The following is a 21060-nucleotide window of genomic DNA, read 5'->3' as shown; positions in this document are numbered from 1 at the left end:
ATCGTCATATGGAGATCACCATCGACGAACTTGCCCAGCGTGTTTCCATGTCCTCACGCAACATCCGGGAATGGCAGCGTCAAGGTTTGCTGCCACCGCCCGCCCGCCGCGGACGCATCGGCATCTACTCCGACGAGCACGTCGCGCGGATCAGGCGGGTGCAGCAGCTGCACTCCGAAGGCTTCCCGCTCGACCTGATCCGGCGCATGATCGACACCGGCATCGGCGACGAAAGCGAGATCCGGCACTTGGCGGCCGAAGTACTCGCCCCGTTCAGCACCGGTGGCCCCACCACGGTCAGCCGGGCAGAACTCGATGACCGGCTCGGCGCCGGCGCCCCAGCGCAGCTGGCCAAGCTCGGCCTGATCGCCGACGCCGACGGCGACCCGGTATCGGTGCGCGACGCCGAGGCGCTGGACCTGATCGAAGGCCTCACCGGTGTGGGTGTTTCGCTGGAACGGCTGGTCGCCACCTTGGTCGACGTCCGCGGTCACCAACGCTCGATCGCGGACGTGATCCTGCGCGCCTATGCCGAGGATGTGTGGGAGCCGTTCGTGTCGTCGAAATTCGCTGCGCCCGACTGGGGTTCGCTGGCCGACCATGCGGGGCGAGGCCGCGGGCTGGTGAGCGCGCTGCTCACCCATCTGCAGCAGGCCGCGTTCGACGACGCCGCGGCATCGGTGATGTTGAGCGAAGTCGATCAGGCCGAGCGAGCGCTGGATGGCATCGAGCCGACGCAATCCTGACGCCCCGTTGCACGCGCGAGCGCAATTACAGGGTGGCCGGCCGGATTACGACCACTGACTTGGTTTTCGGGCCGTCGTCACGTAGCAGCGCGATAACCCGCCCGTCGGCGGCCTGTGCCGCGTAGACGCCGTCGATGCCGGCCGGTGTGAGGGCGCGGCCGTTGGCCGCCGCGTCGGCGTCCTCGGCGGTCAGGTCGCGGTGCGGAAAGATCTGCAGACAAGCCTCGTCGAGGGTGAAGCTCAGACCGGGCAGCTCCGCCAGATCGTCGAGTGAACGCGCCTGGTCCACACCGAACCGGCCGACCCGGGTGCGTCGCAGCGCCGTCAGGTGACCGCCGACCGCCAGCGCGTCGCCGAGATCGCGGGCCAGCGCGCGAATATAGGTTCCGGACGAACAGTCCACCTCTACGTCAACATCGATGAAGCCGTCGATTCCGCGTCCGCGACGCACCGCGAGCACCTCGAATCGATCGATGCGCACCGGGCGGGCGGCCAGTTCGACGGTGTGGCCCTCGCGGGCCAGGCGATAGGCGCGCTGGCCGTCGACCTTGATCGCACTGACCGCCGACGGGACCTGCGCGATATTGCCACGCATGCGGGCGATCGCCACCTCGATAGCGTCATCGGTTACGCTCCGCGCCGAAACTTGTTGCAGCAAAGCACCTTCCGCGTCCTCAGTGGACGTGGACTGACCCAGCCGGACAGTGGCCGCATAGGACTTCGACGTCTCCGTCACCAGCCCCAAAATCTTGGTGGCCCGTTCGACGCCGATCACCAAGACACCGGTGGCCATCGGGTCCAGCGTCCCGGCGTGGCCAACCCGCCGCGTGCCGAAGATGCGCCGGCAACGCCCGACCACGTCGTGGCTCGTCATACCGGCCGGCTTGTCGACGATGACAAGGCCCGCGTCGGCCGGTCCGCCCGTCATCCGAACTCCTTAGGCGGCTCACCTGGCCGGTTACCCAGTCGTGCCCGCATCAAGTGCGCCAAGCATTTTGGGCGACACGGTAGAAGTTGCCACCAGTGACGGCCCTGATATCGGCGCTGCTCCACCCGCGCCGGCGGAGGTGATCGTCAAGCCTCAGGAACGTTTCGGGCGGCATCCACTGAATCGGCCCCCAGCGGGTGTAGCTGTCGTCGAACAAGTGAGCGTTGCGGGTGAATTCCTCAACGATGTCGACGTAGTCGAAGGAGAAGTCGGTGCTGACGCCAACGTGATGGATGCCGACCAGATCGACGGCATACTCAAGATGCCGCGTCATTGCAGTGAGGGTGGGAGTGTTGGGGCCGAGGAAGATTCCGACACCAGTGATTCCAATGACGCCGCCGGTGGCGGCACAGGCGCGCGCCTGATCGTCAGTGATGTTGCGAGGGTGATCCCAAACCGCTCGCATGCAGGAGTGGCTGTAAATCACTGGACCCGTTGATATCTCACAAATATCGAGCCCGGTACGGGCGCTGCAGTGCGAACCATCCGGCACCATACCGACCCTGTTCATCTCGGCGACGATCGAACGACCCCACCCGGTCAGACCGCAATCGTGGGTGTCGAGGCATCCACTGCCAGCGCGGTTAGCGTGGTTGTAGGTGGGCAGCAGAGTACGCACACCATGGTTGACCAGGGTGGACAGGTTGTCGAGGTTGTCGTCAAGCGGTCGGGAGTCTTCGAGGTCGAATACCACCGCGACGCGGCCAGCACCAGTAGTCGCTGCGACATCGTCGACACTGGCCGCCAGCTCCAGGTCTGGGTGGGCCGAGACCGCAGCGCGGTAATGCCCCAGCAGCGCCATTGTGTCGGCAAAGCTGTGGGGGGAATAACCAGCGTTGACCGAGACGAATGCACCCCCGCGCCGCTGGTAACGGGTTAGCGGGTGGACATCGGTGTCCGTCTTTAAGGGCAGGCACGAGTGCTGATCCCACAGGAGCGAAGTCATGGGCACCCATACTGTATCGCGCCGAGAGGCCTGCTTCTCGATCCGTGTGCCAACCGCTTCATCCCCCAACGACTTCGCTCAAGCGAATGTCGACGCCATAACGCGGAGCCAGGCCGCCGCAGTGTCGAGCATGTCGGTGCTGACAAACTGCCACCGTGACGACCACCATCAGACCCGCCGAAACGAGGGACGCGTCCGAGATCGCAACCTTGCTCAGCGAGCTTGGTTACCCGGCAGGTCCGGGCGAAGTGACAGTGCGACTCGGATATTGGATGCAAGATTCAGAGAGCAGGCTGCTTGTAGCCGAGGTGTACGGCCATGTTTCAGGTGTCGCAGCTATGCACGCCATCCCACTGGTGGAGTACACCGGCCGACGTGCTCGGCTTGTGGCGCTTGTAGTAGCGCAGTCGGTTCGCGCCCAGGGGGTCGGGCGCGCGCTCATGAAAGCCGCGGAAGAAGCCGCCCGGGATCTGGGCTGCCGCGATATGGAAATCACCAGTGCGCGGAATCGGATAGTCGCGCAACGTTTGTACACGGACCTCGGGTACGAGGACGTGTCAGACCGCGCAGCCAGATTCGTGAAGTTGCTCTAGTGTGGCCGCTGGTGCCGCTGCGGGACGCGTTGTACACGTTGTCTGGAGTGGGTCGTCTGCGAGGGACAACTTCGGTACGCGGAGGACGTCATAGCGTGATCGCCGTCAGCACCAAATCCCGGTCTACCGACCACCGTCCGGCCAGGGAGCTCAACGGCGGACCCGAAAGCGCGGCCCCGTCAATCAGAATCGTCGACTCGAAGGACCCGGCCGAGCCGGAGCCGTCGACGGTGAAGGTGATGTGCGCGTCTTCGAACCCGAGCCAGCGCTTGGTCAGCGGGAACCACGCCTTGTACGTTGCCTCCTTGGCGCAGAACAGGATCCGATCCCAATGCACGCCGGTAGGCAGGGCCGACAGCTCGGTACGTTCGGCCGGCAGGCTGATCGCATCGAGCACACCGTCGGGCAACACGTCGTGCGGTTCGGCATCCACCCCCACCGAGCGCACAGCACCGTCACGACCGACCACCGCGCCGCGAAAGCCCGCGCAGTGCGTCAGGCTGCCCACCACGCCGTCGGGCCAGCAGGGTTCGCCCTTCTCCCCCTTGAGAATCGGCGCTGGCGGAAAACCCAGCTCGCCCAACGCGATACGGGCGCAGTACCGCACCGTGATGAATTCGTTGCGCCGCTTTACCACCGACCGTGCGATCAGCGGCTCTTCTTCGGCCAACGGCGCCAAACCCGGTGGATCGGAATACAACTCGGCACAGGCCAGGTCTCCGATGCCGGGCAGCACCGCAGACATCAGCGTGGTCAACGCCATCGCGGCTACCGTTGCCGCAGGCGCTCGCGGAACTGCTGTGCCTGCGCCTTCATCTCCGGCGTGATGACGAAATGACCGCCGAAGTCGTTGAGATAACCGGGTGCATACTGCGGGTCGGGCAACACTTGGCGCAGCCAGCTGTACGGTTTGCGCCGGCGCCACTCCCGCGGGTAGCCCACCGATACCTCTTCGAAGCGGACCTCGTCGTACCAGGTGGTGCGTGGAATATGCAGGTGACCGTACACCGAGCAGACCGCGTTGTAGCGGGTGTGCCAGTCCGCGGTCTCGGTCGTTCCACACCACAGCGAGAACTCCGGAAGGAACAGCGCGTCACAGGGCTGGCGCACCATCGGGAAATGGTTGACCAACACGGTCGGTGTCATCCAGTCCAGATCGTCCAATCGCTTTCGGGCGGCGGCGACGCGCTCGTGACACCACGCCTCGCGGGTCGGATACGGCTTCGGTGACAGCAGAAACTCGTCGGTGCACACAACGTTGCGCTCCCGGGCGATCGCCAGCCCCTCGGCTTTCGTGGTCGCGCCGCGTGGCAGAAACGAGTAGTCGTAGAGCAGGAACAGCGGCACGATCGTCGCCGGGCCGCCCCGCTCGGTCCACACCGGAAACGGGTGCTCGGGAGTCACGACGCCCAACTCGTCGCAGATGTTGACCAGGTAGTCGTAGCGATCCCGCCCGAAGATCTGCATCGGGTCTTTGTTGGTGGTCCACAGCTCGTGGTTGCCGGGCACCCAGATCACCTTGGCGAACCGTCGGCGCAGCAGGTCCAGCGCCCAGCGGATCTCGTCGGTGCGTTCGGCGACGTCGCCGCAGACGATCAGCCAGTCATCCGGAGACGACGGATACAGCGATTCGGCGACGGGCTTGTTGCCCAGGTGGCCGGTGTGCAAATCCGATACCGCCCACAGCGTCGGCCGCCGCGCGGTCGGGGGCTGCTGCCCGTGTTCCTGCCAAGCCACGACTCCCCAGCCTAATGGCTGGTCGGTGGGCACTGCGCTGCGTGTCAGTTCGGCGGACTAGAACATGTTCTCGTTTACCCTGTGGCGGCGTGCTCGCGACTTGTAAGCTCCCCGGAGTAGTCGAGTCATCTGAGGGGGTGTCATGGTCACCAAGCTGCGCCTGCTTGCAGCACTCGGTGCCTTGGTGACAGCAGTGGTGATGGTGTGCCAGAGCGCACCGCCCGCCACGGTCGGCGCCCCCACGGTGCAATTACGGTCGACCGCCGCTCCGATGGACCCGCCCACCACGATGAAAAGCCCGATCGTGGCGACCACCGATCCGAGTCCGTTCGACCCGTGTCGGGACATCCCGTTCGACGTGGTCCAGCGGTTGGGCCTGGCCTTCACGCCGCCGGAGGCCGAAGAGGGGCTGCGCTGCCACTACGACGCGGGCAACTACCAGCTGGCCGTCGAACCGATCATATGGCGCCAATACGACCAGTCGCTGCCGGCCGACGCCGTCGAGACGACCATCAACGGCCATCGCGCCGCCCAATGGTGGAACCTCAAGCCGACGTACCACAACAGCTACTTCTACTTCTCCTGCATGGTGGCCTTCAAGACCAGCTACGGGGTCATCCAGCAGTCGCTGTTCTACTCGACGATCTACTCCTCGCCAGAGGTCGACTGCCCGGCCACCAACCTGCAGCGCGCCAACGAGCTTTCGCCGTACTACAAGTTCTGAGCCCGCGGCCGCCGGTGCGGCCATAACCTGATGCCGTGACGACCACCTCCCACCGACCCGCAGGGTCGACACTGCGCGCCCTTCCCCGACGATTTGCCGGCCGCGCCCTCGCCCGCACGTTGCGGCTGCCGGCGCCGACCACGGGCTACACCGTCAGCAGCGTCAAGATCCCGATGCGCGATGGTGTCGAACTGATCGCCGATCGCTACGAACCCGTCGGAGAAATCGTCGGCACGCTGCTGGCCCGCGGACCCTACGGACGTGGTTTTCCGTTCTCGCTGGTGTTCGCCGATCTCCATGCCGCCCGCGGCTACCGGGTGATCCTGCAGAGTGTGCGAGGCACATTCGGGTCGGGCGGAGACTTCGCGCCGATGGTTCACGAAGCGGACGACGGCGCCAACACGGTCGAGTGGATGCGGCGGCAGCCGTGGTTCACCGGTCGCTTCGCCACCATCGGGATCTCGTATCTGGGTTTCACGCAGTGGGCGCTGCTGCAGGATCCGCCGCCGGAACTGGTGACGGCCGTCATCACCGCCGGTCCCCACGACCTCAGCGCATCGGCGTGGGGTACCGGCTCGTTCACCGTCAACGACTTCCTGGGCTGGAGCAACCTGGTGGCTCATCAGGAAGATCCTGGGCGAATCCGGGCCGGGATCCGCCAGTTGCGCGCGCAGAAGAGCGTGGTGCAGGCGGCCGGCGAGGCGCCGCTGGGCCGCGCCGGGCGAACGCTGCTGGGTGAGGGGGCTCCGTGGTGGGAGTCCTGGCTGACGCCGCCCGCGGAGGACAACCCGTTCTGGAGGCCGCTGAACGTTTGCTCCGCCCTAGACCAGGTCCGGGTACCGGTACTGCTGCTCAGCGGCTGGCAAGACCTGTTCCTGGGCCAGACGCTGCATCAGTACCGGCATCTTCGCGACCGGGGCGTCGACGTCGCGCTGACCATGGGGCCCTGGACCCACACCCAGCTGCTCCTCGCGGGCCTGGCCACCATCGCCCGGGAGACGCAAGAATGGTTGGACACCCATCTCGCCGATCGCCCCGCCACGGCGCGCTCCGGCCGGGTCCGGTTTCACGTCTCCGGCGAGGGCTGGCGCGAGCTGCCCGACTGGCCACCGACCACCACCGAGCGCGAGCTCTACCTGCAGCCCGGTGGCGGCCTGGCCGACACGGCGCCGACGGTGGGGTCCTCGGCGAGCTTTCGCTACGATCCGGCCGAACCGACACCCACCATCGGGGGTCGCCTGCTGTCCCCCGACAGCGGCTACCGCGACGACACCGCACTGGCTGCCCGCCGTGATGTGCTCAGCTTCACCAGCGACGTGCTCACCACCGATCTGTGCGTGCACGGCAACCCGGTCGCCGAGTTGGCCCACAGCTCCGACAACCCGCACGTCGACGTGTTGGTCCGGATCAGCGAGGTCGACACCAAGGGTCGCTCCCGAAATGTCAGCGACGGCTACCGGCGGCTGGCCGAAGCCACCGACCACGTCTGCCTCGAACTGGACGCGATCTCACACCGGTTTCGTGCCGGAACTCGCATCCGGGTCCTGATCGCCGGCGGCAGCCACCCGCGCTTCGCCCGTAACCTCGGCACCGGCGAGGCGACATCGACGGGCAGCCAGCTCACGCCGTCCGTCCACGAGGTGCACTTCGGTAGGTCGCGCCTTGTGCTCCCAGTGGGCTCGTGATGAACATCTTTGACGAATGGCGAAGCGGCGGAACAGAAATCCACTGGAGGTCGACAACGGCCGCGAACGCCGGCGCGGACGTCACTGTCTTCAGCCGCCGGTGCGGCACACCCGGCGCACCGGCATTGGTCTGCGTGCACGGCTTCCCCACGGCAAGCATCGACTACTTCGCGCTGACGCGTGAACTGGGCGCCGAGTTCGACATTCATCTGCTCGACTTTCCCGGCTACGGTCTTTCCGACAAGCCGGCTGCGCCTTATGTGTATTCGCTCTACGACGATGCGCGCCTGTTGATCCACGCGATCACGGAGGTCTGGCAGCTCGAGGAGTACACGATGCTGACCCATGACCGGGGCACCAGCATCGGCATGATCGCACTGTCTTTGTTCGCCACATACGACGACGCGAGGCCGCCGGCCCAGGTCATCTTGACGAACGCGAACATCTATCTCCCGCTGGCTAATCTGACCGGATTCCAGAAAGCTCTCCTCGAGCCCGCGGTGGCGCGGAGCACCGCGCGCGCGACCACGCCGGAGATGCTGGCCGCGGGCATGGGCGCGACAACCTTCATGCCGCGGCGAGGACCTACGGACCCTGAGATCCTCGCGCTGACACAATGCTTCGCGCACAACGACGGAATCGCGGTGCTGCCCGATACGATTCAGTACCTCAACGAGCGCGCCGCCGACGAAACCAATTGGCTACAAGCGCTTTCCGCCAGCAAGGTCAACACCAGCCTGGTGTGGGGATTGCACGACAACGTCTCCCCCGTCCGAGTCGCAAACTATGTGTGGCAGGAATTCCTCAGGAACAAAGCCGGATTGAACCGCTATTGGATACTGCCCACCGCCGATCACTATCTGCAGTGCGACGCACCGGCGCAGCTGGCCGAGGTTGTGCGACTCACAGTGTCCGCAGAAACGACCTCACTGCGGACGCTCGGCGACCGGCCCGGCGGTGCGGTTCTGGTCGACCAGACGCCATGAATATTGTTGGTGTGTAACGTTATTCGATGGCGTCGCGGCACGCGTCAGCTCATCGCGAGTCGGCGCAACGGCGGGTCGGTCTTCGGCGGCTGGCGGCGTGGCGGCAGGGTATCCAGCAACCGTGCCGTCGTCGCGGCGACTTCGGCCACGGCAGCTTCGAAAGCCTCGGCGTTGGCCGACGATGGGCGGGTGAAGCCGCTGACCTTACGCACATATTGCCGTGCCGCCGCCGCGACCTCCTCGCTCGTCGCCGGCGGCTCGAGCCCGCGCAATTCGGTGATGTTTCTGCACATCCCTCAACGATAGATGCGGTCGCGTTGCGGCGAACCGGACTGACTACGGTGGCGCTATGACTGACGACAGCCTGCTGATCGACACCAGCGAGCGGGTGCGAACGCTGACCCTGAACCGGCCGGAATCGCGCAACGCGCTTTCGGCCGCGCTGCGGGACAAGTTTTTCGCCGCCCTGGCCGAAGCCGAAGCCGACGACTCCGTCGACGTCGTCATCCTCACCGGCAGCGATCCGGTGTTCTGCGCCGGGCTCGACCTCAAAGAACTGGGTGGCCAGTCGGCGCTGCCGGATATCTCGCCGCGCTGGCCACCGATGAGCAAGCCCGTCATCGGCGCCATCAACGGCGCGGCGGTGACCGGTGGGCTGGAGCTGACGCTGTACTGCGACATCTTGATCGCCTCCGAGCAGGCACGCTTCGCCGACACCCATGCCCGAGTGGGTCTGCTGCCGACGTGGGGGCTCAGCGTGCGGCTCCCCCAGAAGGTGGGCATCGGACTGGCCCGTCGGATGAGCTTGACCGGTGACTATCTGTCCGCCCACGACGCGCTGCGCGCCGGCCTGGTTACTGACGTGGTGCCCCACGACCAGTTGCTGACTGCCGCGCGAGGAGTTGCCGCGTCAATCGTCGGCAACAACCAAAGTGCGGTGCGGGCATTGCTGAGCTCCTACCACCGCATCGACGAGTCGCACACCAGCGAAGGGCTGTGGCTGGAAGCGACCGCGGCACGGGAATTCCGGACCTCCGGCGACGACATCGCCGCCAACCGAGACGCCGTTCTGCAGCGCGGTCGCGCGCAGGTGCGCTAGCCGCATTCAGCCCCGTTTCAGCAGGACGAAACGGGGCTAAATGTCGGCCGATTCGCTAGATCACGGCATAGCGGCGCGCACGGGGTGCGTGATGGCCCACACGGGGTGCAGCACGTCCGCGGCGTAGTGGCGCATGGGGTGCAGGGGGCCGCTGTACGGCACCCACGGGTCGGCGGACGCGACCGGGGCCGCGAGCGATCCGAGGAGCGAGAAACCGACGGCGGTCAAAATGCCAGCTACTGCGACACGCAGCTTGGAAACGTTCATGTTCTGATTCCTTACCGGGCAGGTGACCCAGGTCCGGATGAGGATCCTTCGCTGGGGTCGGTTACGTCGCCGACAGAACTAGCGTGCAACAGCTGCCTTGCTGGATCCTGGCGAGATTCTTGCGAAATTCTTGCGCTTGCTTCTCGCCGCGTTTCGGCAGCTCAGGCCGGTCGAATTTCGAAGGTGAACTCGTGGTTGCCGATGCGGATATGGTCGCCGTTCGCCAGGGTGGCGCTGCCCCGAATACGCCGGCCACCGATGTCGACACCGTTGGTCGACCGCAGATCGCTGATGACGAAGCCGCTTCCGGTGTCGATGACGACGGCGTGGTAGCGGCTGACGTCGTCATCGTCGAGAACGATGTCGTTGTCGGGGCGGCGGCCAATCCGGTTCGAAGCCTCCAGTCGGTAGCGCTTTCCGTCGCTGCCCCGCAGTTCGGCGCTGGCAGACAGGACCGCCTGGGTGGCGGTGTGCTGGCCGAGATCGACGACGGCGTGCGTCGCGGTCGTCTGCGCCGTTTGCGTGGTGTCCAAGGGCTCTTGACGAAGGATCCGCTCGTGCAGGCTGCGCACAGTGGGACCCGGATCGATGCCGAGATTCTCGGCCAGGTTGGCTTTCAGCCGCCGATACGCGTTGAGGGCATCGGACTGCCGCTCGGCAACGTAGTAGGCGGTGATCAGCTGGGCCCAAAGCCGTTCGCGGAAGGGATGTTCGGCGCTGAGCACCTCCAGCCGCGGGATCATGGCGTCGGCGCGTCCGCAGGCGATCTCGGCTTCAGCCAGCGCGGTTTGCACCGCCACTCTGACCTCGGACAGCGCGGTGGCGAACATGTCGACGAAGGCGAATTCGCGTAGGTCATCGAGGAATGGACCGCGCCATTCGGTCAGCGCCGCTGACAGGAAGGTGCTGGCATCTTCGAATCGTCCTGCGGCGGCGGCGTGCACGCCTGCATTCTTCTCCGTGACGAAGCGGCCAAGGTCGCAGTCGGCATCGGCGACGTTGAGCTGATATCCGGGTGGAGCGCTCGCCAGCACCCGGTTCGGGTCGCGCGATGCGCTGCCGAGCAGTCGGCGCAGGTTGGACACGTAGGAGTGGATGCTGGTCCGGGCAGCCGGCACCGGGGACTGGTCCCAGACCGCGTCGATCAACGCCTCGACCGACACTGCGCGGTTGCGGTTCATCACCAGCATGGCCAGCACCGCGCGCTGCTTGGGGGCGCCCAACGGCACCAAGGCGCCACCAGCCCTCATCTGCAACGGCCCCAGAACACCGAACTGCAGACCTGCGTTCGACATCGCGCGGCAGCCTTTCGGGTCGACGTGGGCATTCGCTCATATTGTGACCTCGATTGGCCGCCGCGCGAGGCTTCGGCGCGGACTTATTTGTCAGGAGCCGAACAGTTGAGGTCTCTGATGACTCCGCACGGGTTACCGGCCGCCAACACGCGCGCCGGTACATCCTTCAGCACAACGCTGCCCGCCCCGATGACGGAGTTGGCGCCAATTGTTACTCCCGGACCGACGATGACTCCGGCCGCCAGCCATACGTTGTCGCCGAGCACGATCGGGGCCGCGGATTCCCAGCCCGTCCGTCGAGCCTCGTGATCGTCGACGGGGTGAAGTGCCGTAACAAGCTGTGCGCGCGGACCGATCGACACGTTGTCGCCGATCGTGATCGTCGCGCAGTCGAGCAAGATCGCGTCGTAGTTGACGAAGCAATTCACGCCGATGCTAATTTGCGCGCCGTAGTCACACTGGAATCGGGGCAGTATCACCGAGCCTTCGCCCAACGATCCGATCAACTCATGCAGCACTTGTCGGCGTGGGTCGTCGTCTGTCTGGCTCGCATTGAATGCCTCGAGAAGGCGCTGACATGCCGTGCGGCCGGCCACCAATTCGGGATCGTTTGCCTTGTACGGTTCGCCGCTGAGCATCCGCTCACGTTGACTCTGCACGCAACGTCCTCACTTTCCGGTCACTACCCAGCGACCCGATAGGGCGCGCCAACCGACGAAAATCAGTCGCAGCACGATGAACATGCTCAGCCCCGACCAGATGCCGGCCAGGCCCCAGTCGAAGACCAGCGACAGCCAGATCGGTGGCAGAAAACCGATCAACGCGCTGACCACCGTGGCGGTCCGCATGAACGCAGCGTCGCCTGCTCCGAGCAACACCCCGTCGACAGCGAAAACTACTCCTGCTAAAGGTAATTGGGCAACCAGAAACCACCATGGGATGGCGACTGCGGCCAGCACCGAACTGTCATCGGTGAACAGTTCGGGGAGCACGGACGCACCGCCGGCGAACACGGCGGCCAACGCGGTGGCCGCGATCGCCGATGACAGCGTCACGCGCCGAGCCGTCGCGGTCGCGCGCGGCACGTCACCGGCGCCCAGCGCCGCACCGACCAACGCCTGCGCCGCGATGGCCAGCGAATCAAGAACCAGCGCAAGGAATTCCCACAACTGCAGCACCACCTGGTGGGCTGCCAGCGCCGCAGCACCGAACCGTGCGGCCACCGCGGCCGCCGACACGAAACAGGCCTGAAAAGCCAGCGTGCGCACCACCAAGTCGCGCCCCAGCACGACCTGGGCCCGCAGCACGGCAGGGTCTGGACGCAGCCGAACTCGTTCGGCCAGCAGCGCACGCCCGAACAGCAGCGCAGCCAGCCATTGGCCCGCCACGTTGGCCACCGCCGACCCGGCCAACTCCAGGCGAGGCAACCCCAGCCAGCCGTACACCAACAGCGGGCACAGCAACGCCGACAGCCCGAACCCCGTGGCCACGTAGCGCAGCGGGCGCACGGTGTCCTGGACGCCGCGCAGCCAGCCGTTGCCTGCAAGCGACACCAGAATCGCAGGAGCACCCAGGATCGCGATGCGCAGCCAGCGCAACGCTGCATCGGCGATGTCGTGCGAACCGGCGATGACCGACACCAGCGGCACCGCCGCCGCCTGCACCGCGACGACGACCAGGATGCCCAGGCCCAGGCCCAACCAGGTCGCCTGCACGCCCTCCGCCACCGCCGAGTCCCGATCGTCGGCGCCGAAGTAGCGAGCCGAACGCGCGGTGGTGCCGTAGGACAAAAAGGTCAGATCGGAACCGACCATGCCGAGGATCAGTCCCCCGATCGCCAGCCCGGCCAGGCTCAGCGCACCCAGCCTGCCGACGACCGCGGTGTCGAGCAACAGGTAGAGCGGCTCGGCGGCCAGCACACCCAGCGCCGGCAGAGCCAACTGCGCGATCTGACGGCCACCCGGCTGCGGCTGGCCCGGCTCGCTCACCCCAGAGCGGCGCGCAGCGTCGCCACGACCTCGTCGACCGAACCGTTGGTCGAATAACCCGCGGCCAGCTTGTGTCCACCACCACCGAAGGTCGAGGCGACAGCGGCGAGATCGATTGCGTCCTTTGCCCGCATCGACACCGACCAGTGCTGCGGCTCGATCTCCTTGAACACCGCGGCCACCTCGGCCTGTTGCGTCGTGCGGACGATGTCGACGATGCTTTCGACTTCTTCCGGGCGTGCGCCCACCCACTCCTGGTTCCCCACAACGACATACACCAGACCGCGGCCGCCGGCGGCGTCAGGCAACAGCTGCGCCGAACCCAGTACCCGGGACAACATCGAAAGCCAGGCAAAGGGATGGGTGTCCATCAGCGACCGGGTGATTGCCGCATTGTCGATGCCGAGCTCGACAAACCGTGCCGCCAATCGGTAGGCGCGCGCACTGGCCCACCGGAACGACCCGGTGTCAGTGGTCAGCCCCGCGTACAGGCAATACGCCACGTCGGCGTCGATCGGCTTGTCCCATGCGTCGAGCAACTCGGCAACCATCATCGTGGTCGAGTCCGCCGACGGCTCAACAAAATTCGCGGTACCGAACATCTGGTTCGATGCGTGATGGTCGATCACCAGCACGTCCTGCCCGTCGTCCGCCATGTCGCGCAGGTCCCCGAGCCGATTGATGCTCGGAATATCCACGGTCACAACCAGATCAACATCGCGGCGCATGACTTCGGGACCGACCAGAAGATGGCCGCCGGGCAGCGACTGCAACGACTCTGGTAGCGCGGCCGGAGCCGCGAAGCTGACCTGGACGGCTTTGCCGCAGCGGTCCAGCACCAGCGCCAGCGCCAGCCCCGCGCCGATCGTGTCGGCATCGGGATGCACGTGACAGACAACGCCAACTGTGGCCGCAGCGTGAAGTACCTTGGCGGCGCCGACGGCGTCGACGCGTTGCGCGTCTGTGGTTGATTCAGTCTTCGCGTTCGTCGTTGTCACCGGCGTCTTTCCCGTTAGCCGTTGGTGCCCCCAGGTCCGATTGCCCGGATCCTCCTCGGGCCGCTCCGCGGCCCGCATCGTCACCAGGCGTGTCCGATTGCCCGGATCCTCCTCGGGCCGCTCCGCGGCCCGCATCGTCACCAGGCGTGTCCTCGTCACCCTGCTCCTCGCCGCCCACGCGATACGGATCGGGGTCGCCGGCCGGTGTGGCTCCCTCGCGAACGCGCGCCACATCGGCATCGGCGGCGCGCGCGCGGGCCAGCAATTCCTCCATCCGCTGCACAGAATCGGACACCGTGTCACGGGTGAAAGTCAGTGTGGGCGTGAAGCGCACACCGGTGCCGGCCCCAACTTTGCTGCGCAGCACGCCCTTTGCGCGCTCCAACGCCGCGGCGGCCCCCTCGTAATCGGGTTCATCGTCCAGCGTCGCGCCCAGCACGGTGTAGTAGAGCGTCGCGTCGTGCAAATCCCCGGTCATCTTGGCGTCGATGATGGTGACACCGGTCAGTCCCGGGTCCTTGATCTCGTACTCGATCGCCGATGCGACGATCTCGGAGATCCGCTTGGCCAGTCGGCGCGCCCGCGCCTGGTCAACCATGCCGCCGGTTCAGCGTGTCGCAGCTCATGTTCAGGCGCGCTCCTTCTCCACCAGTTCATAGGTTTCGATGACGTCGCCCTCTTTGAGGTCGGAGTAGGTCAGCGTCAGACCGCATTCGTAACCGTCGCGGACCTCGGTGACATCGTCCTTCTCCCGTCGCAACGACGACACCGTGAGGTTTTCGGCCACCACGATATTGTCCCGCAGCAGGCGGGCCTTGGCGTTGCGGCGCATGATCCCGCTGGTGACGAGGCAGCCGGCAATGATGCCGACCTTCGACGACCGGAACAGCGCGCGGATCTCGGCACGGCCCAGCTGATTCTCTTCGTAAATTGGCTTGAGCATGCCCTTGAGTGCGCTCTGGATCTCGTCGATGGCCTGGTAGATCACCGAGTAGTAGCGGATGTCGACGCCCTCACGGTTGGCCAGCTCGGTGGCTTTGCCCTCGGCACGGACGTTGAAGCCGATGATGATCGCATCCGAGGCCGACGCCAGGTTGACGTTGGTCTCGGTGACACCACCGACGCCGCGGTCGATGACGCGCAGTTCCACCTCGTCGTCGATCTCGATGCCCAGCAGGGCTTCCTCCAACGCCTCGACGGTGCCGGAGTTGTCGCCCTTGAGGATCAGGTTCAGCTGGCTGGTTTCCTTCAGCGCGGCATCCAGGTCGTCCAGGCTGATCCGCTTACGCGAGCGTGCCGCCAGCGCGTTGCGCTTGCGGGCACTGCGACGGTCGGCGATCTGGCGGGCGATCCGGTCCTCGTCGACAACCAGAAGGTTGTCGCCGGCGCCGGGCACCGACGTGAAGCCGACGACCTGGACCGGCCGCGACGGCAGCGCCTCGTGGACATCCTCGCCGTGCTCGTCGACCATGCGCCGGACGCGACCGTAGGCGTCGCCTGCGACGATCGAGTCGCCGACCCGCAGGGTGCCGCGCTGGATCAGCACGGTGGCCACCGGCCCGCGACCGCGATCCAGGTGCGCTTCGATCGCCACGCCCTGAGCTTCCATGTCGGGGTTGGCCCGCAGGTCCAGGGCGGCGTCGGCGGTCAGCAGCACGGCCTCCTCCAGCGCCTCGATATTGGTGCCGGCCTTCGCGGAGATGTCGACGAACATCGTGTCCCCACCGAAATCTTCTGCCACCAAACCGTATTCGGTGAGCTGAGACCGGATCTTGGCCGGATCTGCGCCTTCCTTGTCGATCTTGTTGACGGCCACCACGATCGGCACATCAGCCGCCTGCGCGTGGTTGATGGCCTCCACCGTCTGGGGCATCACGCCGTCGTCGGCAGCGACCACCAGGATCGCGATGTCGGTGGCCTTGGCGCCGCGGGCACGCATGGCGGTGAACGCCTCGTGACCCGGGGTGTCGATGAAGGTGATCGGCCGCTCGGTGCCGTCGAGGTCGACGGTCACTTGGTAGGCACCGATGTGCTGGGTGATACCGCCGGCCTCCCCCTCGCGCACGGTGGCGTTTCGGATGGTGTCCAGCAGTCGGGTTTTACCGTGGTCGACGTGACCCATCACGGTCACCACCGGCGGCCGGGTCTGCAGGTCTTCCTCGGTGCCCTCGTCTTCTCCGTAGGAGAGGTCAAATGACTCCAGCAGCTCGCGGTCCTCGTCCTCGGGGCTCACGACCTGGACGACGTAGTTCATCTCACTGCCCAGCAGCTCGAGCGTCTCGTCGCCCACCGACTGGGTGGCCGTGACCATCTCGCCGAGGTTGAACAGCGCCTGCACCAGCGAGGCCGGGTTGGCGTCGATCTTCTCGGCGAAGTCGCTCAGCGACGCGCCACGGGCCAGGCGGATCGTCTCGCCGTTGCCGTGCGGCAACCGCACACCACCGACGACCGGTGCCTGCATGTTCTCGTATTCGGCGCGTTTCGCCCGCTTCGACTTGCGGCCACGTCGCGGCGCACCGCCGGGACGCCCGAATGCGCCGGCAGCTCCGCCGCGCTGGCCGGGGCGTCCACCGCCGCCACCACCGGGACGGCCACGGTAGCCGCCGCCACCGCCCGCGGGTGGGGCGCCGACGCCGCCGCCACCCCCGCCGCGGTAGTTACCGCCACCGCCACCGCCGGGACGGCCACCTGCGGGTGCGCCCGGCCGTCCGCCGGGGCCGGGCCGCGGACCACCAGGACGCGCCGGGCGAGCTGGCCCACCGGCGCCGGCGGGACGCGGCGGCATGTTGCCGGGCGAGGCACCACCAGGACGCGGGGCGCCCGGCCGTGGCGCGCCCGGTCGTGGCGCCGGCGGACGCGGTATCGGCCGGTCCACCGGTTGTGCTGAGGAGAACGGGTTGTTGCCGACTCGCGGCGTGCGTGCCGCGGGCCTGGGGGCCGCTGGACGCGGACCGGGTGTCGGTCCGGGGTGCGTCGGGCCCGCCTGCGGTTGCTCGGGAGCCGGTTCCGGCGGCGCGGGCGGCGCGGGAACCGGGGGCGCCGCCGGCTTGGGCGCGGCCGGTTTTGTCGGCGCCGGGGCGGCATCTTTGACGGCGGCTTTCACAGCGCCTGCGCCGTTGCCGGCGGTCTTTTCCGGCGCCGGCTTCGCGCCGCCGAACGACTCGCGCAGTCGACGCGCGACGGGCGCTTCGACCGTCGATGATGCTGATTTAACGAACTCGCCCTGTTCGCTCAGCCGGGCGAGTACTTCCTTGCTGGTAACACCGAGTTCCTTCGCCAACTCGTGTACGCGGGCCTTGCCTGCCACTACATCTCCTGTCTATGAGGCGACAGCGGTGGTAGGCCGCGCCTCGGGTTTAGCTATGACGCATGGTCATCGGGACTTCACGGTGTGCTCATGTTCTTTGCTGCCTGTTCTGTTGGCGGGATGTTCGGGCGCATCGACAAGCTCGATGTACTCGACCACCGCTGACGTATCCGGTGCGCCGGCGATGCGCAGCGCTCGAGCAAAAGCTCGCCGCCGGATTGCTTCTTTGGCGCACTGTGGAACGGGATGCAGCCATGCACCCCGCCCCGGCAGACTACCCGCTGGGTCAACGGTCACGGCGTATTTACCGTTCCCGACCGACACAGCAACCACTCGGAGCAGTTCGGCGGCCAACTCTCGCTTTCGGCAACCGACGCATGTCCGCACCGGTCCTTCGGTACGTCGATGCGCAGAGGCCGAAGTCTCGCGCTGGATCACGGCTTAGTTTACCTGCACCCGACCCATGGTCAGAACCACCCGCACAGCTGCCCCCACTGCATCGTCGTCGGGCTGGGCTCGACTGCCCAACTCCTCCTCATCGCGCTACGCGCTCTGCATCGTCGTCGGGCTAAAGGTCGTGCGCCATCCCGTGGGCAGCGCCGCGCTCGGGATGGTCGTCCTCCTGGTCGGGCGAATCGCCCCGAATGTCGATCCGCCATCCGGTGAGCCGGGCGGCCAGCCGCGCATTCTGGCCCTCCTTGCCGATGGCCAGCGACAGCTGGAAGTCGGGCACCACCACCCGCGCGGCCCGGGCGCTCTGGTCGATCACCGTCACCGAGACGACCTTGGCCGGCGATAACGCGTTGGCGACGAAGCGCGCCGGGTCGTCGTCGAAGTCGATGATGTCGATCTTCTCCCCGGAAAGCTCACTCATCACATTGCGCACGCGCTGGCCCATCGGGCCGATGCAGGCCCCCTTGGCATTCAGTCCCGGTACCCGCGACGCGACCGCGATCTTCGAGCGGTGACCGGCTTCGCGTGCCACCGCTACGATCTCCACCGAGCCTTCGGCGATCTCGGGGACTTCCAGTGAGAACAGCTTGCGCACCAGGTTGGGGTGGGTGCGCGACAACGTGATTACCGGCTCGCGGGCACCGCGGCTGACCCCGACCACGTAGCAGCGCACCCGGTCACCGTGCTCATATGGCTCACCCGGGACCTGCTCAGCGGCGGGGATCACACCTTCGGACCCTTTGGTCTCGCTGCCCATCCGCACGACGATCAGACCACGCGAATTGGCCCGGCTGTCGCGTTGGATGACACCGGCGACGATCTCACCCTCGTGGGTGGAGAACTCGCCGTAGGTGCGCTCATTCTCGGCATCGCGCAGCCGCTGCAGCATCACTTGCCGCGCGGTCGTTGCCGCGATCCGACCGAAACCCTCCGGCGTGTCCTCCCATTCGCTGAGCACGTTGCCGTCTTCGTCGAGTTCGCGAGCCAGCACCTGGACCGAACCCGATTTCCGGTCGATGTCGATGTGCGCGTCGGGCTGATGACCCTCGGTGTGTCGGTATGCACTCAGCACCGCGGCTTTGACATCCTCGAGCAAGTCGTCGAACGAGATCCCGCGTTCCAGGACTATCGCGTGCAGAGCGGCCATGTCGATGTTCATGCGCCGCTCCTCCTCATCGCTGCGCTCTGCATTGTCGCCGGCGGGTTCATGTTCTGGCCTCCGGCTCCGCGCTGCGATCGACAGTCGCCAGCTCCAGCTCCCGTTGAGACGGCGGCGAAAATTCAACTTGGACAACAGCTTTCGATATCTCACTGAGCGATATCGGCTGCACCGTCCAGTCGCGGGCCCGGTCTTGGCGAACCACCAGATTCAGTGTGCCGTCGCGCATCTCGCCGACTCGACCGGTGATCTGTGTCCCGTCCGTCAAAGCCACTTCGACCTTGCGGCCCCGCGCGCGCCGAAAGTGCTTGTCGCTGGTCAGCGGGCGGTCCACACCGGGAGAGGTGACCTCCAGAACATAGTGGCCATCGACGTTCTGGGCCGCATCCAACAAGCCCGACGCCGAGCGGGACAGCACCGCGATGGTGTCCAAGTCCAGTGCGGAGTCGCCATCGGCGATCACGGTGATCCGCGGCGGCCGCGCCCGCGTATCGATGACGACATCCTCGATTTCGTAACCCGCGCGCGCGAACTCGTCATCGAGCAGCTCGATCACCTGCGTCTGCGACGGTAGCCCGGTGGTCACGGCGAGCTCCTCATCTTGAGTTGTTCGGTCGGGCAGTCCCCCGGATGCGAGAAATCAACGCGTCCGAGGAGCAGCCTTCAACGATACGCCAGGAATCTGTTGTAAGACGTGATCGCGGCCGGGTCACCTGGCGTTACAGCAGGCATCCAGATCCGCTGCGGCGGCAATGGCAGGATGTTGCTGTGCTGCGCCCAGGCCCTGGTTTCGAGCCGCTCGTCAACCGGCGACGTGTGTTGGTGGGCGGCGCCGCCCTGGCCGTACTCGCCATGTCGGTGCCCGCGTGTAGCTCACCGCCGGCGCCGCCGGCCGTCGACGAACTCGAAGCGCAGTTGACCCTGGCCCGGCAGGACAGCGAACTGGCCACCGCAGCGGCCGTGGGGGCGGCGCAGCCGGTCGGCGCGGCGCTGACACAGGTCGCCACCGAACGCGCCAAACATGCCCAGGCGCTGACCGCTGAGATCACCCGCCTCGCCGTCGACCCCACGTCGACGTCGCATGAGACGACGACTCCGACCACCACCTCGGCCGCCGCGGCTCCTCCGCCGCCGCTGGCCGACGTGGTCCGGTCGTTGCGGACGTCGGCGGACAGCGCCCGCCGGCTGGCGGGCACTTCGTCGGGTTATCGCGCCGGGCTGCTGGGCTCCATCGCCGCCGCATGCACCGCTTCCTACAGCGTTGCGCTGGTGTTCGGAGCGACGGCATCGTGACCTCTGCGGAACCGTCACCGGCCAGCACGCCGTACGACACCGCGCTGGCCGCCGCACTGAGCAACGAGCACGCAGTCATCTACGGCTACGGCATCGTGTCGGCGCACTGCGCACCCGAGGTCAACACCCTGGTGTCGTCCGCGCTGAGTCAGCACCGTCAGCGTCGGGACCAAGTCATCGCATCGCTGACCGGTCGCTCGGTGACAGCTCCGGTGGCCGCCGCGGGTTACCAGCTGCCGATGCCGGTCGACAGTCCCACCGACGCGGTTCGGCTGGCGGTGCGGATGGAGAAGGACACCGAAGCGACCTGGCGCGCGGTCATCGAGCAGGCTGAGAGCGATCAGGACCGCGTGTTCGGGGTCACGGCGCTGACCCAGAGCGCGGTGCTGGCCGCCAAGTGGAGGCAGGCACAGGGCGACTGGCCGATCACCACGGCCTTCCCCGGCGCCGACTGACCGCGAACAGACGCAAAAGCCCCCGACACACGGCGGTTTCTAGGAGTCGTTGCAACACTGCCTGGTTATTGGGTGGTTAGTAGATCACGTAAACGCTCGGCTGGGGTATCCCAGCCGAGCGTTTTGCGTGGGCGCCCGTTGAGTTGCTGGGCGACGTGTTCGAGGTCTGCGGGTGCGAACATGCTGAGGTCGGTGCCTTAGGGGAAGTACTGGCGGAGTAGTCCGTTGGTGTTCTCGTTGGTACCGCGCTGCCAGGGGCTGGCCGGATCGCAGAAGTAGACGGCCATGTCGGTGGCCATCGCGAACTGTTTGTGGCGCGCCATCTCGGCGCCCTGGTCCCA

Annotated in this window: 23 protein-coding genes and 1 pseudogene; 8 read left to right on the top strand and 16 right to left on the bottom strand. The window is 66.6% G+C overall.

What is annotated here, in order from left to right; all coding sequences use genetic code 11:
* Positions 1 to 8: 8 nt before the first annotated feature.
* Complete coding sequence (locus VGG53_RS02255) at positions 9 to 746, top strand: MerR family transcriptional regulator (protein WP_331516363.1); 738 nt, start codon at positions 9 to 11, stop codon at positions 744 to 746.
* A gap of 25 nt (positions 747 to 771) precedes the next feature.
* On the opposite strand, the gene truB is transcribed toward VGG53_RS02255, so the two are convergent.
* Positions 772 to 1674 (bottom strand): tRNA pseudouridine(55) synthase TruB, encoded by a 903-nt coding sequence (gene truB, locus VGG53_RS02250; protein ID WP_331516362.1) that lies wholly within the window; start codon positions 1672 to 1674, stop codon positions 772 to 774.
* Between the two features lie 49 nt (positions 1675 to 1723).
* Complete coding sequence (locus tag VGG53_RS02245) at positions 1724 to 2680, bottom strand: dipeptidase (protein WP_331516391.1); 957 nt, start codon at positions 2678 to 2680, stop codon at positions 1724 to 1726.
* Positions 2681 to 2952: 272 nt separating this feature from the next.
* Between VGG53_RS02245 and VGG53_RS23955 the strand changes: the two genes are divergently transcribed.
* Positions 2953 to 3273: a GNAT family N-acetyltransferase gene (locus VGG53_RS23955; RefSeq protein ID WP_414688862.1), complete on the top strand. Its 321-nt coding sequence runs from the start codon at positions 2953 to 2955 to the stop codon at positions 3271 to 3273.
* A gap of 88 nt (positions 3274 to 3361) precedes the next feature.
* Here the strand turns inward: VGG53_RS23955 and VGG53_RS02235 are convergent, their stop codons facing one another.
* Positions 3362 to 4036 (bottom strand): 4'-phosphopantetheinyl transferase, encoded by a 675-nt coding sequence (locus VGG53_RS02235; RefSeq protein ID WP_331516360.1) that lies wholly within the window; start codon positions 4034 to 4036, stop codon positions 3362 to 3364.
* A 5-nt stretch (positions 4037 to 4041) separates the two neighbouring features.
* On the bottom strand, positions 4042 to 5010 hold the full coding sequence (locus VGG53_RS02230) for a metallophosphoesterase (RefSeq protein WP_331516359.1): 969 nt from the start codon (positions 5008 to 5010) through the stop codon (positions 4042 to 4044).
* A gap of 142 nt (positions 5011 to 5152) precedes the next feature.
* Between VGG53_RS02230 and VGG53_RS02225 the strand changes: the two genes are divergently transcribed.
* From VGG53_RS02225 to VGG53_RS02215, 3 genes are read left to right on the top strand one after another with little or no spacing between them, the layout of a single operon-like run.
* Positions 5153 to 5734, top strand: coding sequence for a DUF3558 domain-containing protein (locus tag VGG53_RS02225; protein ID WP_331516358.1), 582 nt, complete (start codon positions 5153 to 5155; stop codon positions 5732 to 5734).
* A 35-nt stretch (positions 5735 to 5769) separates the two neighbouring features.
* Positions 5770 to 7419 (top strand): CocE/NonD family hydrolase, encoded by a 1650-nt coding sequence (locus VGG53_RS02220; protein WP_331516357.1) that lies wholly within the window; start codon positions 5770 to 5772, stop codon positions 7417 to 7419.
* The gene (locus tag VGG53_RS02215) at positions 7419 to 8405 is read left to right on the top strand and encodes an alpha/beta fold hydrolase (RefSeq protein WP_331516355.1); all 987 of its coding nucleotides are present in this window, start codon (positions 7419 to 7421) and stop codon (positions 8403 to 8405) included. The genes VGG53_RS02220 and VGG53_RS02215 overlap by 1 nt, the downstream gene beginning before the upstream one ends.
* Positions 8406 to 8449: 44 nt before the next feature.
* Here the strand turns inward: VGG53_RS02215 and VGG53_RS02210 are convergent, their stop codons facing one another.
* Complete coding sequence (locus VGG53_RS02210) at positions 8450 to 8698, bottom strand: DUF2277 domain-containing protein (RefSeq protein ID WP_331516354.1); 249 nt, start codon at positions 8696 to 8698, stop codon at positions 8450 to 8452.
* A gap of 56 nt (positions 8699 to 8754) precedes the next feature.
* Between VGG53_RS02210 and VGG53_RS02205 the strand changes: the two genes are divergently transcribed.
* Positions 8755 to 9504, top strand: coding sequence for an enoyl-CoA hydratase (locus VGG53_RS02205; RefSeq protein WP_331516353.1), 750 nt, complete (start codon positions 8755 to 8757; stop codon positions 9502 to 9504).
* Between the two features lie 60 nt (positions 9505 to 9564).
* On the opposite strand, the gene VGG53_RS02200 is transcribed toward VGG53_RS02205, so the two are convergent.
* The 10 genes from VGG53_RS02200 to rimP form a co-directional block, all read right to left on the bottom strand.
* Positions 9565 to 9771 (bottom strand): hypothetical protein, encoded by a 207-nt coding sequence (locus VGG53_RS02200; RefSeq protein WP_331516352.1) that lies wholly within the window; start codon positions 9769 to 9771, stop codon positions 9565 to 9567.
* A 161-nt stretch (positions 9772 to 9932) separates the two neighbouring features.
* Positions 9933 to 11066 carry a BTAD domain-containing putative transcriptional regulator gene (locus VGG53_RS02195; RefSeq protein ID WP_331516351.1) on the bottom strand — a complete coding sequence of 378 codons (1134 nt, stop codon included), beginning with the start codon at positions 11064 to 11066 and terminating at the stop codon, positions 9933 to 9935.
* An 83-nt stretch (positions 11067 to 11149) separates the two neighbouring features.
* Entirely contained in the window at positions 11150 to 11704 is a 555-nt protein-coding gene (locus VGG53_RS02190) for a sugar O-acetyltransferase (protein ID WP_414688861.1), read from the bottom strand.
* A gap of 30 nt (positions 11705 to 11734) precedes the next feature.
* The gene (locus VGG53_RS02185) at positions 11735 to 13054 is read right to left on the bottom strand and encodes an MATE family efflux transporter (RefSeq protein WP_331516348.1); all 1320 of its coding nucleotides are present in this window, start codon (positions 13052 to 13054) and stop codon (positions 11735 to 11737) included.
* Positions 13051 to 14052, bottom strand: coding sequence for a bifunctional oligoribonuclease/PAP phosphatase NrnA (locus VGG53_RS02180; RefSeq protein ID WP_331516346.1), 1002 nt, complete (start codon positions 14050 to 14052; stop codon positions 13051 to 13053). The genes VGG53_RS02185 and VGG53_RS02180 overlap by 4 nt, the downstream gene beginning before the upstream one ends.
* On the bottom strand, positions 14027 to 14650 hold the full coding sequence (gene rbfA, locus VGG53_RS02175) for a 30S ribosome-binding factor RbfA (protein WP_414688858.1): 624 nt from the start codon (positions 14648 to 14650) through the stop codon (positions 14027 to 14029). Before rbfA ends, VGG53_RS02180 begins: the two co-directional genes overlap by 26 nt.
* 30 nt (positions 14651 to 14680) lie before the next feature.
* Positions 14681 to 17359 (bottom strand): translation initiation factor IF-2, encoded by a 2679-nt coding sequence (gene infB, locus VGG53_RS02170; protein WP_331516345.1) that lies wholly within the window; start codon positions 17357 to 17359, stop codon positions 14681 to 14683.
* 66 nt (positions 17360 to 17425) lie between these two features.
* Positions 17426 to 17683 (bottom strand): DUF448 domain-containing protein, encoded by a 258-nt coding sequence (locus VGG53_RS02165; RefSeq protein WP_414688860.1) that lies wholly within the window; start codon positions 17681 to 17683, stop codon positions 17426 to 17428.
* 244 nt (positions 17684 to 17927) lie between these two features.
* The gene (nusA, locus tag VGG53_RS02160) at positions 17928 to 18971 is read right to left on the bottom strand and encodes a transcription termination factor NusA (RefSeq protein ID WP_331516343.1); all 1044 of its coding nucleotides are present in this window, start codon (positions 18969 to 18971) and stop codon (positions 17928 to 17930) included.
* A 46-nt stretch (positions 18972 to 19017) separates the two neighbouring features.
* Positions 19018 to 19557 (bottom strand): ribosome maturation factor RimP, encoded by a 540-nt coding sequence (rimP, locus tag VGG53_RS02155; RefSeq protein WP_331516342.1) that lies wholly within the window; start codon positions 19555 to 19557, stop codon positions 19018 to 19020.
* Between the two features lie 182 nt (positions 19558 to 19739).
* On the opposite strand from rimP, the gene VGG53_RS02150 reads away from it, so the two are divergent.
* Both VGG53_RS02150 and VGG53_RS02145 read left to right on the top strand, forming a co-directional pair.
* Positions 19740 to 20264: a hypothetical protein gene (locus VGG53_RS02150; protein ID WP_331516340.1), complete on the top strand. Its 525-nt coding sequence runs from the start codon at positions 19740 to 19742 to the stop codon at positions 20262 to 20264.
* On the top strand, positions 20261 to 20719 hold the full coding sequence (locus VGG53_RS02145; RefSeq protein ID WP_331516338.1) for a ferritin-like domain-containing protein: 459 nt from the start codon (positions 20261 to 20263) through the stop codon (positions 20717 to 20719). The genes VGG53_RS02150 and VGG53_RS02145 overlap by 4 nt, the downstream gene beginning before the upstream one ends.
* Before the next feature lie 65 nt (positions 20720 to 20784).
* On the opposite strand, the pseudogene VGG53_RS02140 reads toward VGG53_RS02145, so the two are convergent.
* Positions 20785 to 21060: pseudogene (locus VGG53_RS02140) on the bottom strand (IS30 family transposase); the annotation flags it as partial.

This window comes from Mycobacterium sp. (genome assembly GCF_036490025.1).
Classification (GTDB): Bacteria; Actinomycetota; Actinomycetes; order Mycobacteriales; family Mycobacteriaceae; genus Mycobacterium.
Note: the sequence above shows the minus strand (reverse complement) of the source record. Positions and strands in the feature narration are given on the sequence as shown.

Coding starts and splice junctions, on each gene's coding strand:
- rbfA (WP_414688858.1), bottom strand. CDS start 14,650: ATGGTTGACCAGGCGCGGGCGCGCCGACTGGCCAAGCGGATCTCCGAG.
- VGG53_RS02205 (WP_331516353.1), top strand. CDS start 8,755: ATGACTGACGACAGCCTGCTGATCGACACCAGCGAGCGGGTGCGAACG.
- VGG53_RS02215 (WP_331516355.1), top strand. CDS start 7,419: ATGAACATCTTTGACGAATGGCGAAGCGGCGGAACAGAAATCCACTGG.
- VGG53_RS02210 (WP_331516354.1), bottom strand. CDS start 8,698: ATGTGCAGAAACATCACCGAATTGCGCGGGCTCGAGCCGCCGGCGACG.
- VGG53_RS23955 (WP_414688862.1), top strand. CDS start 2,953: ATGCAAGATTCAGAGAGCAGGCTGCTTGTAGCCGAGGTGTACGGCCAT.
- VGG53_RS02200 (WP_331516352.1), bottom strand. CDS start 9,771: ATGAACGTTTCCAAGCTGCGTGTCGCAGTAGCTGGCATTTTGACCGCC.
- VGG53_RS02245 (WP_331516391.1), bottom strand. CDS start 2,680: ATGACTTCGCTCCTGTGGGATCAGCACTCGTGCCTGCCCTTAAAGACG.
- VGG53_RS02225 (WP_331516358.1), top strand. CDS start 5,153: ATGGTCACCAAGCTGCGCCTGCTTGCAGCACTCGGTGCCTTGGTGACA.
- VGG53_RS02190 (WP_414688861.1), bottom strand. CDS start 11,704: ATGCTCAGCGGCGAACCGTACAAGGCAAACGATCCCGAATTGGTGGCC.
- nusA (WP_331516343.1), bottom strand. CDS start 18,971: ATGAACATCGACATGGCCGCTCTGCACGCGATAGTCCTGGAACGCGGG.
- VGG53_RS02195 (WP_331516351.1), bottom strand. CDS start 11,066: ATGTCGAACGCAGGTCTGCAGTTCGGTGTTCTGGGGCCGTTGCAGATG.
- truB (WP_331516362.1), bottom strand. CDS start 1,674: ATGACGGGCGGACCGGCCGACGCGGGCCTTGTCATCGTCGACAAGCCG.
- VGG53_RS02235 (WP_331516360.1), bottom strand. CDS start 4,036: ATGGCGTTGACCACGCTGATGTCTGCGGTGCTGCCCGGCATCGGAGAC.
- VGG53_RS02255 (WP_331516363.1), top strand. CDS start 9: ATGGAGATCACCATCGACGAACTTGCCCAGCGTGTTTCCATGTCCTCA.